Origin of the sequence: Affinundibacterium danionis, from assembly GCF_042432465.1 — a bacterium.
GTDB classification, from domain to species: Bacteria; Pseudomonadota; Gammaproteobacteria; order Burkholderiales; family Burkholderiaceae_D; genus Undibacterium; species Undibacterium danionis.
In genome coordinates this window covers 222,575-235,151 of record NZ_JBHLXJ010000013.1, presented here as the reverse complement: position 1 = coordinate 235,151, position 12,577 = coordinate 222,575, and the positions used below count along the sequence as shown (strand labels likewise).

The 12,577-nt window shown below is 46.4% G+C and carries 7 protein-coding genes; 2 read left to right on the top strand and 5 right to left on the bottom strand.

What is annotated here, in order from left to right; all coding sequences use genetic code 11:
- Positions 1–3: 3 nt before the first annotated feature.
- The 5 genes from ACFFJH_RS12340 to ACFFJH_RS12320 all read right to left on the bottom strand — a co-directional run bounded on the left by ACFFJH_RS12340 (position 4) and on the right by ACFFJH_RS12320 (position 8,116).
- Positions 4–432, bottom strand: a complete 429-nt coding sequence (locus ACFFJH_RS12340) for a BlaI/MecI/CopY family transcriptional regulator (protein ID WP_390213043.1) — start codon at positions 430–432, stop codon at positions 4–6.
- Positions 433–681: 249 nt separating this feature from the next.
- Entirely contained in the window at positions 682–2,313 is a 1,632-nt protein-coding gene (locus ACFFJH_RS12335; RefSeq protein ID WP_390213042.1) for a M28 family peptidase, read from the bottom strand.
- 104 nt (positions 2,314–2,417) lie between these two features.
- Positions 2,418–5,792: a two-component regulator propeller domain-containing protein gene (locus ACFFJH_RS12330; protein WP_390213040.1), complete on the bottom strand. Its 3,375-nt coding sequence runs from the start codon at positions 5,790–5,792 to the stop codon at positions 2,418–2,420.
- Between the two features lie 29 nt (positions 5,793–5,821).
- Positions 5,822–7,369, bottom strand: a complete 1,548-nt coding sequence (locus ACFFJH_RS12325) for a protein kinase domain-containing protein (RefSeq protein WP_390213039.1) — start codon at positions 7,367–7,369, stop codon at positions 5,822–5,824.
- A 3-nt stretch (positions 7,370–7,372) separates the two neighbouring features.
- On the bottom strand, positions 7,373–8,116 hold the full coding sequence (locus ACFFJH_RS12320; RefSeq protein ID WP_390213037.1) for a metallophosphoesterase family protein: 744 nt from the start codon (positions 8,114–8,116) through the stop codon (positions 7,373–7,375).
- Positions 8,117–8,575: 459 nt separating this feature from the next.
- Between ACFFJH_RS12320 and ACFFJH_RS12315 the strand changes: the two genes are divergently transcribed.
- Both ACFFJH_RS12315 and ACFFJH_RS12310 read left to right on the top strand, forming a co-directional pair.
- Entirely contained in the window at positions 8,576–9,871 is a 1,296-nt protein-coding gene (locus ACFFJH_RS12315) for an HD-GYP domain-containing protein (RefSeq protein WP_390213035.1), read from the top strand.
- The gene (locus tag ACFFJH_RS12310) at positions 9,868–12,270 is read left to right on the top strand and encodes a sensor domain-containing protein (protein ID WP_390213033.1); all 2,403 of its coding nucleotides are present in this window, start codon (positions 9,868–9,870) and stop codon (positions 12,268–12,270) included. The genes ACFFJH_RS12315 and ACFFJH_RS12310 overlap by 4 nt, the downstream gene beginning before the upstream one ends.
- Positions 12,271–12,577 lie beyond the last annotated feature (307 nt).

Below are 12,577 nucleotides of genomic sequence, written 5' to 3'. Positions count from 1 at the left end.
TGGCTAGTTTTTAGCTTGGTCGCTTGGGGTTTTATCGTGCAGATAAGCTTGAATCTCTGCACGCTCGCTGTCACTAACATGCTCTTTCAATGCCGCCATAATCAGCTCTTTGCCGGAACCCGAAAAAGCTCTTTGTATAAAATCTTGCAGCAAATTGGTTTGCAATTTTTCTTGTGGCTGTGCGGCCGCGTACACATGAGAACGAGCGCTCTCATCCCGCGTTAACAGGCCATCGCTATGCATGATTTGTAATTGGCGTAATACCGTCGCCTGATTGATCTCAGGTCTATCAAGCTGGACGCGCTCAAATACCTGTTTGGCAGTCGCTGGGCCTTGCTGCCACAATACTTTTAACAAAGCGAGCTCAGCTGCGGTAGGCTTGCGGCTGGCATTAACTTCAGGGGCTTTAGGGTTTTTTCTAAGAATATTCATCACAACTCCAAATGCACTATTTTCTTTCAATGAAATAAGCATAGCGCATCTAGAATTTTTTTTCTAGAAAAATTTTTCTAGTTTGTGAAATATTTTTAAAGTCTTAGTTTTTTGCATATAACTTCATATTCTGATCAACATGTACTAGATCAAAAAAAAAGCACGAAACCTATTCGACAAGGTTTCGTGCTTTTTTAGATTGTGGCGATTTTAAGGCGACTATCACGCGACCAGCGCGCCTTATATTACTTACTTCGCGCGCAATTTACCCAATGGATCACCGGCTTTCCAGGCTGGCATTTTAGGACTATCTGCCACCGCGCGTCCCAGATTTAAAGTGAATTGGGCTTGCTGCACCATACCGGACAAATCCCAGCTTGGGTCAAATTCATCACTGGCTTGGTGATAGCGTTTGCCATAGGCTTTCATTTTTTCTTTGGCGGCTTCTGGGTCTTTCACATAGTCTTTACCGCCACCAATTGAGAACGCTGGCACGCCAGCTTTGGCGAAACTGAAATGATCGCTACGGAAATAACCACCCGCCAAATCAGGCTCTGCAGGGGCAATCACCAAACCCATGTTTTTCGCTACTTTGCCAGCGATATCACCGAGCTCAGTACGTTCGCTACCGCGCGTACTCATATCGCGTGTGATGCCGACAAAATTCAAACTGTCGAGATTCAGATTAGCGGCGGTTTTTTCCAAAGGCCACAGAGGTTGTGCTGCGTACAAAGCGCTACCAAGCAGACCTTGTTCTTCAGCTGCGACCCACAAGAACATTTGACTACGTTTAGCGGGCGCTTGTAAGGCCGCTTTTGCCATCGCTAACAAAGCCGCCGTACCGGAACCATTATCCACCGCACCGTTATAAATGGTATCGCCGCTGGTACCTTGTTTGCCCAAATGATCCCAATGAGCGCTATAGATGACCAACTCGTCTTTCAGTTTTGGATCGGTACCTGGTACCACCGCCGCAACATTGTATTGTTCGACGGTGCGGATGTCGGCTTTTTCCTCGCCCACCAATTTTGCTGCCAGTGTCACGGGTTTAAAATCGCTGCGTTCAGCGGCAGCACGCAATTGATCTAAATCCTGACCGGCACCGCTAAATAATTTACGTGCGGTGTCTTCACTGATCCAACCTTGCAGGCCAGTACCCAATGCAGCGCCTTGCAATTGGAATTTTTCTGCCGTGCCACCATTTTGCACAACCGACCAGCCGTAGCTAGCCGAGGCATCTGTGTGTATCAGTAACACACCTGCAGCACCGCGACGTTTGGCTTCTTCATATTTGTAAGTCCAGCGACCGTAATAGGTCAGTGCTTTACCGCCAAAACGGTTGGGCTCTTGTGCGGTTGGCAAAGGATCGTTAACCATCATGACTAACAATTTGCCCGTCACATCTTGCCCTTTGTAGTCATCCCACTTTTCTTCCGCTGCGCTAATGCCGTAACCAACAAAAACAATATCGGTATCAAACTGATGACTCGCTACCGCGTCGCCTGGTGCCCATACCCAGTCTTTACCAAACTCTATCGCCAAAGGATTGCCACCCGCGACTAATTGCAAACTACTTTGTTGAGGCTGGGCTTTAACACCAGCGATCTTGACTAATTGACGATAGCTGTTGCCATTGCCCGGTTTGAGACCTATCACTTGGGACTGACTTTCCAAATATTGCACAGTCAAATCACCGCCACGCTGGCCGGTACCACGTCCTTCAAAGGTATCGGAAGACAGCAAAGCCAGATGAGCACGCAAAGGCGCCTCTTCTACTAAAGCAGCAGTCGCTTTGCTCGCCTTCATTTTATCGGCTGCCTGCACCGGAAAAGCTAAAATCAAGCTAGCGGCTAAGCTACTCAGTAATAAATTTGTTTTCATATAGGTCCTATTTTTCTAATTAAAATAAAAATCCGCCGCGATAGACATCATCTGGCGCAAAGAATTCCTGAAAATTGACAATAAATTATACGGTGTCACCAGCATCAACTACGTTCTCGCCCGTGCGACCAATCTAGAGAACTACTATCGGCTAAAGAAGTTTTGACCACAATATGCCCTTGCTCAATTTGTTGTTCAACCTCCAGAGCGACATTGGTAATGTGACCTTTGCTGTAGTAATTGCCGAGTAAAAATAAACCTACCCAAGCATTTCGGCCGCCCCGCTTGGCCGCATACAAACACTGATCGGCAATGTCTACCACTTGTTCCCAAGTGAAAGCTTCAACCGAAGTTGGAATAAATGGATACGTGGTCAAGCCGATAGAACAAGTTTTGTGTAAGACTTTGCCATCGGGCAGTATAAAATCATGTTCAGCAATACGTGTGCGTATCCGTTCCGCCAGCACCTCGGCTTCTAGATAATTCGCGTTGCGTGCCACGATCAAAAACTCTTCTCCACCCCAACGTATGATGGTATCGGTTTCACGTACCGCTTCTTTCAAAATCTTTGTGGTGTCTGTCAATACCAAATCTCCCGCGGCATGACCAAACTCATCATTCACCAATTTGAAGTAATCGATATCAACCATCATAAAAATAATGTCGATGTTCAACAGCGCACGATTGATATCCTTGGTATTAAGCACTTGATAGGCGCGATTTACCTGAGCGATATCTTCGTCTATGCACAAATTTAAATAGCGTCGATTGTGCAATCCCGTCAAATGATCGGTGAGACTTTGCTGCTCCAATTGCTGCCGTGATACTTCTAATTCTTGAGTGCGCTCTTGCACTAATAATTCCAAGGTTCGATTGCGACGGGCGAGGCGCCATAAACGCCAACGTACCAATCCCACCATCAAGGACGATAACAAAATAAAATACAAGGCATATGCCCACCAAGTTTGAAACCAAGCAGGTAACACTTGTATTGGCAAGACCAACATTTTCTCCGACCAAACACCACTGCGATTAGAACCCCGCATGAGCAAACGATATTCGCCCGGTGCCAAGTTGGTATAAGCCGCCAATCGACGGGTGTAATCCGTCTCTATCCAGTTCTTATCGTAGCCTTCTAATTTGTAAGCATAATGATTGCGCTCAGGCGCAGAATAATCCAAAGCAGCAAACTCAATAATCATGCTATTAGCTTCTGGACTGATCACTAATATTTCCGGATGAGATCCAAGAAATCGCGCTTGATTGGCCGCGATAGTTTTACCACCAGCTTGTATGCTAGTGATGACCACAGGTGGATCGAATTTATAGTCTTTCATCAATGACGGTCGCACCACCGTCAAACCACCGACGCCACCAAAAATCAAATCACCTTGCGGTAACACTGCACCAGAATTACTCCAATAACCAGCAATCGCCACGCCATCAGGCTCCGTAATCGGTGTGATCTTTAAAGTCTCAGGATGAATCTTCGCGAGTCCATCATCGGTACTAACCCAGATGTCACCGCGTGCGTCCTCTAATACTTTATTCACCAAGTCATTTTGCAAACCCTGCTCGGCACCGCGCTCTTTACGCAAATGAATAAATGAGGCATCGCCTTTACCATCAGGTGTTTTTAATAAATCTAAACCGCCACCTTGTAGGGCGATCCACAACCAACCACGCGAATCAAATAACAAGGCAGAAGCATTTCTATGCGAGAGTGAAGTCTCATTTTTAGGATCGGGCTTAAAATTCTGCGTAGCGCCACTCACAGTATCGACGCGATAAATCCCATCTTGTGAAGTGCCAACCCACACGGCACCATCTGGCGCTCTTTGTAAGTCGGTAATGAACTTACTACCAATCGACTTGGCCCAAGCAGGTTGACGTACTTTATCTTCATCCTGAGTCAGATCTTTTTCCCATAAACCTTCGGGGCCGCCGATAATCAGTTTACCTTGCAGCTCCAACAAGGCAGCAACCCGCAACACGGGATTACGTGGTGCTAAGTTTAATTTTTGCAGTTTTTTTCCTGACATATCGGTGCGATATAGCCCCTTGTCACTACCGATATACACGGTGCCATCCAAACTTTGAAAAATCGTAAAAATAGCACTCTGAGGCAAGGCCGTCATCGGCTTACTATCATCGGCGTGAATCGCCTGCAAGCGCTCTGCACCTAAACGAAAAATACTCACACCATGATTTTGCGAGCCTATCCAAACACTGCCATCTGACATCGCTCTCGCAGAGAAAAAATCGATACCGACTAAACCACGCGGATGTTTTTCAGTACCGAATAAAGTAAAGAAGGCGCTGGAAGAGGGGTCATGCAGACTAATACCGCGTTGACTACCTACCCAGACTAAGCCAGAACGATCTCGAAAAATCGACCATACCGAATTGTCGGCCAGACTGCTATTTCTACCTGGCTCATGCAATAGGCGTTTGCTTTCCAAGGTCGTACCATTGACGATCACAATACCTTTACCATAAGTACCAAGCCAGATTTCATTTTCTGCGGTTTCACGTATCGTAAAGATATTATCATTGGAGGGTAACAACTGATCGGTATCCGGCTGCGGCAATAGTAAACGATGTGGAATACCATCTTTAGGATCAATATAAAAAGCGCCTGCATCAAAAGTACCGACCCAAATCTTACCGTCTTGGCTACATGCCAAGCTAACGATGCGTTGAATTTTTCCTCCGTCCATAGGCAAACGCACGGGCGTAAAACGTGCGCTACCAACATCTTGTGCGCTTTGTTTCACTAAGCCGACACTCGTGCCTATCCACAAACTGCCGGTTTTATCGCGGGTAATCGCGCGCACAAAATCACTAGGCAAACTCGCCTCTTGTTTTGCATCGGCATGAAATTGTTGAAACTTACGGCTATCAGGATCGTAATGATTTAAGCCACCACGAGTCGCTAACCACATACCATTTTTACCATCGCCAATAATCGCATTGACGGTGACATGGCTAATCGCCTGCGCCCCGATTGGTACCCGAATGAAATGATCGGCTTTACTATCGTATTGCGCCAAACCACCGCCATTGGTGCCGACCCAAATCCGCCCACGCGGATCGGTATATAAAGACATGACGTAATTATCTGGCAAGCTGTGCTCATCATTTTGCACAGGCAGATAGTTACGAAAACGATAGCCATCCCAACGTGCCAAGCCACCTTGGGTACCGACCCAAATAAAGCCATCACCATCTTGGGCGATAGCCGTCGCACTGGTTTGAGGCAATCCATTCTGCATAGATAAACGATGGAACACCGTATCAGCGAAACGCTGCCAAGTTCGTACTGGGACCAGTGCCGGATGACCTTGTTGAGTACGAAGCTCTGCGGCATTTTGAGTTTGGGCAGAGGCGCTATTCGTCCATAGATTCCCGTATAGCAAAACGTGGCTCAAGATACTCAGCACTGCAACTCGCCCAAACATTGAATGTAAGCTCATCATCTACGATCCACCATGCACCATATATCGACTTATTCTCGTCTTTGTTTAACCACCGTGACCGTACATTCAGCTTCTGCCACCACCTGCGCCGAGACGCTACCTAAATAACGTCGGAGTGTAGAGCTGCCGCGCGAACCGATAATGATTTGATCCACATTGTTATTGTGCGCATAGTCAATAATCGCTGCCGCCGTATCATGGGCTTCCAATACATGAAAAGTAATTTTATCTTTCGATACTTGCAAAGAACGCGCCCAATGCTTCAGTTCTACCAATTGCTTCACGTGCATATTCTGACCGCCTTGCACTATGCCCTCGTCCAAGCCTATACGGCTGGTTTTACGGATCGTGACACAGGCCAGCCGCGCCCCTGGTTCGGTCTGCAACATGCGACGAGTCAACATACGGATATCATCTGTCAGCTCGGTATTACTTTCGCTCAAATGTAGCGCCACCATAATGATGGGGGATTGCGACAATTGATCTGACATACTGTATTTGGCAAAGGGCTCAACCCCAGCCGCATGAAAACGTCGTTTCAAAACCGACAGCAAACCATCTTTGCCAGATTTTTCGGCACGCGCCGTCAAACTTAACTGATCGGGATTTTGTAGCATCAAACCCAACTGTGCAGCAGTGTCAAAACGAGCACTAGGATCTACTTCCAAACAGCGCAAAATGATCTCTTGCAGCCAATCGGGTATCGCAGGATTATGATCGCGAGGTGGAATCGGATCTCGATACAAACGCTTTTTCAATCCCGACACCGAAGTAGGATGACCAAAAGGGCGTTCGCCCGTCGCTAAGTGATACAACAATACGCCTAATGAAAATTGATCGCTACGCGGTTCATTGCGTATCCCCAAAACTTGTTCCGGGGCGATGTAAGGTCCAGTTCCCATCGGCAAACGAAACTCTTCTCCGAGTAGATCTGGCAATTTGTCATGGCGCGATAAACCGTAATCGATCAAGACAGCGGCACCACCTGCACGAAACATAATATTGGAAGGTTTGAGATCGAGATGGATCACATGCTGTCTGTGCAAATCTTGTAAAGCTGCCGCCACTCGGATCCCAACACTCACCACTTCTTCAACTGGCAAGGGAGAATCATCAAAACGGGCGCGTAATGACACGCCTTCGATGTGTTCCATCACGATAAAAGGTTGAGCATCAAAGTCACCAGCACCGTAATATCTGGGCACATGCTTTCCTTTGAGTTTAGGCATGATCATTTGCTCAACTTCAAAGGCCACAATAGCGGTGGGATCTTCGATGCTAAACATCAAAGGCACTTTCATAATCAAAGCAGGCAATTCACCTTCGGGCGAACGATAACGCTCCTGCAAATCGGTAATGCGCCACAATGCCGCCATGCCGCCCATATGCAGTTTTTCTTCTAAACGATAACCATCCACCACCATGCCCACTTGTAAGCGGCGTGGTGAACTTGGTTTTTCGGATGATGCGGCCGACTGCCCACTGGACTTATTGCCAGCCTGATCGCTGATAGGTGTAGTAGGGGATGCAGTAGAAGATGCAGACTGATTTGGTGACTTCGGTAGATTATTACTCATACCTTAGCCTCCCTGAATCAAACGCTGTGCCAAAACGGCAGGCAATCCGGCTTCCAATACTTTTTGTGAAGCCGTTTCCGCATCATAAGGGACTCGGAAAAAACTCAGTTCTCGCTGCACGGTGTCATACAAGGCATAACAAGCAGCAGGATTGCCATCGCGAGGTTGGCCAACAGAGCCAGGTTGCACTAACCAGCGTCGTAACTTGCTTAATGACATACTCAGATCGGAGACAGGTGTGAATTCACCTACTTTACCCGCATGACTCATATGGTACAGACTAGGCCGATGCACATGACCACAAAAGGTAATCTGCGCCTGCGTCGCATTGATACTGCGCCCCGCTTCCATGACGCCATCGACATATTCCCACTTCTCCGGCGCCCAAGCATTCGCGTGTACCAATAATAAATTATCCAATTCAATTTGCATGGGTAAATTGCGTATGAACTCTTTTTGATAATCATTCAATTGGCCACGAGTCCACTCAACGACAGCGCGCGCATTCGCATTCATATCTTTACGATCCGCTTGCAGAACGCCCAGATCATGATTACCCATCAACACGTAGGCACCGCGTCCAACATAGTTAATCACGGTATCGAGCACCCATGAAGGATCTGCACCATAACCGATCAAATCGCCTAAAAAAGCATATTGTTCGGCCTGCCGCTCTTGTGCATGCGCGAGGCAAGCCTCCAAGGCCTCACGATTGGCATGCAAATCCGTTAACACCGCTAATAACATGGGCAAAACCGTTAAAAGATAAAATTTGATTGTAAGATATTTGCGTAATCAGAAATGCGATTTTGTTGTTGCTATGACAGACTATCTGTAGGACATACTAAAGCGATGCTAAATAATTACGAACAGCAATTACGAACAGCAGCTACAAAAAACAGTAATGAAAAGCGGCTATAAAAAACAGCACTATAGAGTCACCGTTATGATTTATTTTCACCACGCATCCTTGCTACTCAACAACTACTGCATTCTTTAAGCGAAAAAAATACAACGTAGGCTATTTTCTCTACAAAAAAATCTACTTATTTTTCGATGATATTAGTCAAAAGCGTTTTTTTGGGATATTGTGACTTATACTCAAACAGTTAACTTGCGGCAACTTTTTTAAAGTATCCTAGCGCTTTTACAAATTCTCAAGCAGTACCGCGCGAACACCTTGATATACCTTGAATTACCAGCTCCATGACCGACGCTACCCACCAATTTATCAGTCCGGCAGAATTACGGATAGGCTTGTACATCTACCTTGATATAGGTTGGATGGATCATCCTTTTCCGGTGAGTAGTTTTGAAATTCGTAATCAAGAGCAAATTCACAAATTGCAGGCACTAGGTTTACAAAAGATTCGTTACGCTCCCGAAAAAAGTCAGCCTGATCCGCACGCAACAGAAGCAAAAGCGGCACTGGAGCAACTAAATACGCCCTTGCACACAGAATCACCCGAGGCGCTCGCCGCCAAACAACGCAAGGCTTTACTCGCCAGCCAACAAGCCAGTCTGATGGCCTGCGAACGCCAATTTGGTCAAGCCACCCTAGAATTTAAACATCTGACCGAAATCATCCACGCCCAGCCTCCAGCGGCTAGAGATACGGCCAGTAAATTAGTACAAGGCATGCTCGATGGCATTCTCAACCATGATGAATCGGCGATACGCTTGCTGTCTGAAAAAGCCGGTGAAAAAACCGCGCTGCACAGTATCAATGTCACTTTAATTTCACTCTTATTGGGTAAGGCCTTAGAGCTACCCAAAGAAGATATGCTAGAGCTCGGTATCGGCGCTTTATTGCACGATGTCGGCAAGATAGAATTACCCGATCGCCTGCGCTGGGTCGATGAACAGAGCAGCCCAGCCGAGCGTCAGCTCTACCAAAGTCATGTGGCACATGGGGTGAATTTAGCACGCAAAATGCAGCTCTCTAACAGTGCCACTTTATTGATCGCGCAACATCACGAATTCGCCGATGGCAGTGGCTATCCGGGTCATATCCATGTCGATAAGATGAGCGCATTGAGTAGAATTATTTCGCTGGTAAATCGCTTCGATAATATGTGTAATCCTAGCAATGTGGCACTGGCGGTAACGCCGCATGAAGCTTTATCGCAATTGTTCACCAAAAATAAGATGCAATCCGATACGCCCACTTTAACCGCGTTTATCAAAATGATGGGCATCTATCCACCTGGCTCTGTAGTGCAACTAAGTGATGAACGTTATGCCTTAGTCGTCTCGGTCAATTCATCCCGTCCGATCAAACCCAAAGTCATCATCCACGATCCAGCCATTCCACGTGATGATGCTTTGATGATTAATCTGGAACATGAAACACATATTGGCATACGCCGCAGTTTAAAACCGGTGCAGTTGCCTAAAGCGGCTTACGACTATCTGTCTCCTCGTAAGCGTTTATGCTATTTCTTCGAACGCGCCAGCGATCCTCTGTCGATGGCCACTGATTTGGTCGGTAAAATTTCATGAGCCGTCGTCAATGGGAAGCCTTGATCGAAGGCATGTTAGAAGGGGTACTGTTAGTCGATCCCTTACAACTACATATCGTCGCCGCCAACCGTGCAGCTCACGAATTATTAGGGGTAGCGCCACTTAGCTTGCTCGATACGCCTGTCATCAATCTAGCAGCTGCACCCGAGGACATGTTTTTTTGGGAAGATGTGGCAGCTGGGCTATCCAATAATATCTACTCTGAAACCTTACTGAAACGCCCCGATGACAGTATTGTCCAGGTCATTCGTCGTGTTAGTTTTGTTCATATGGATATGGACACCTCTTTGTATGTGGTTGCGATACGCGATCACAGCGATCAAAGGCAAATCGAAACTGAATTAGAAAAACTCATCGCTGAATTACGTGCCACATTAGAATCAACTGCAGACGGGATTTTGGTCACCGATCTGAATGGCGACATACGCAGTTATAACCACTTATTTGCCAAGCTTTGGGATTTGCCCGAAGAGCTGCTCACCGAACGCAATGACATCGCGATCTACGCTTGGATGGATAATTGCATCGTGGATGCCAGTCATTACCATGAACGGCTGTCTGAAATACGCCGCTCGCCATTGATGGAAGCCAACGATGTCCTAGTACTACATTCAGGCAAAATCTTAGAGCGCGTCACCTTACCGCAGTATGCACGCGGTCGACCAATAGGTAGGGTTTTTTCCTTCCGCGACATCTCGCAAAAATTGGCCGATCAAGCACGCCTGCAACTCGCTTCCAAAGTCTTCGAAGCCAGTACCGATGCGATCTTTATTACGGATCACTACCAAAATATTATCACCACCAATCCCAGTTTTGAGCGCCTGACACAGTACACCGAAGCCGAAGTGGTCGGTTTAACGATTAGTGATTTTCTACACAATCAAGGTTCAACTGAGCTCTTGAAACGCGTATTAAATGAATTGACCGAGTACGGCTTTTGGGAAGGTGAAATTTGGAATCGACGTAAAGATGGGCATGCCTATCTCTGCATGATTTCCTTAGTCTGCGTACAAAATGAATTGGGTTATACCGTCAATATCATAGGCTTTTTTAAAGACCTGACTGAAAACTATAACGCCAAGCAAAAAATCGAAGAGCTGGCCTTTTCCGACGCTTTAACTGGCTTGCCTAATCGGCTGTTACTAGAAGAACGCATCAATCAAGCCATCACGCACGCGGCTCGCGACAATACTGAATTTGCTTTACTGTTTTTAGATCTGGACAATTTCAAACAGATTAATGACTCACTAGGCCATCCATTTGGCGACCGGGTTTTAATCGAAGTCACGGAACGTCTGAAGAAATGTTTACGACAAGTTGATACCGCCGCTCGCCTAGGTGGCGACGAATTTGTTTTGCTCCTCCATCAAGTCAACGCCAGCGGTGCAGAGATTTGTGCCCGACGTGTATTAGCTGATTTAGCCGCCTCATTTTGTCTGGATGGCATTCCATTTAGTGTGACCTGCAGTATTGGCATCGCGCTCTATCCAATTGATGGTCAAACGATGGAGGATTTGATTAAAAACGCGGACAGTGCCATGTACCACGTGAAAGAACGTGGGCGCTCGGATTTTCGCTTTTATCAAAGACAAATGAACATAGGCTTATTGTCGCGCATGAAAATTGATCATGCGATGCGCCAAGCCCTAGAACATCAAGAATTCCGCTTGCACTATCAGCCCCTGGTCGATCTGGAAACGCAACAGGTCTACGGCGCAGAAGCGCTATTGCGTTGGCACGATCCAGAGCTAGGCGAAGTCAGTCCCGCCAAATTCATTCCAATTGCGGAAGAAACAGGATTAATTATCGCGTTGGGACAGTGGGTTATGCATACCGCGATCGCACAAGCCGCCGCGTGGAATAAAGACGGTCGCCAATTACGTATCTCGGTGAATGTCTCGGCTCTACAATTTCAGCAAGCCAATTTTGTCGATAGCTTAGCCAATGCCCTCGATGATGCCCATTTAGACCCTGGCTTTATCGAATTAGAATTAACCGAATCTATCTTGATTCGAGATATAGAAGAAACACTCAAAAAACTCAATGCCATCGCCAAGCTAGGCGTCAAAATGGCGGTAGATGATTTTGGTACCGGTTATTCCAGCCTCAGTTATCTCAAGCGCTTTCCTATCAACAAACTCAAAATCGACCGCTCCTTTGTGATGAACTTGACCAAGGATGAAAGCGATGTTGCCATCGTCACAGCTATTATCAGTCTGGCGCATGCGCTGAAATTGAAAGTGATTGCCGAAGGTGTTGAGACCGAAGAACAAAAACAACTACTATCGTCGCTACACTGCAACGAAATCCAAGGTTACTTAATTTCGCGCCCGCTCCATCCTCAGGATTTTGAAACCCAGTTTCTGACTAATGTTTAGTAAAATCTGGCGAAATTGCGCTAAATTTTGCTAAATCATCCTCAGTCAGTTCGAATATCTGGCAAATGCGGCTATCACTAATTCGTCACGCATATGCTTTACAAGACTGAGCAATTAAATCACCGCTGGTTGGCAATAGTTGGCAGCAGAATTTAAATTTAACTTATCTTTTAGATCATCAAACGCAAAATTGTCGTTACACTATCGCCTGCGTCGAATTTCTATTTGTTTTTCAATGTTGGTTTTTTTATTTGTTCTTCGGTTTTTTATATTTTTACACATTAGTTTTTATTCGATTTTTAAAGGA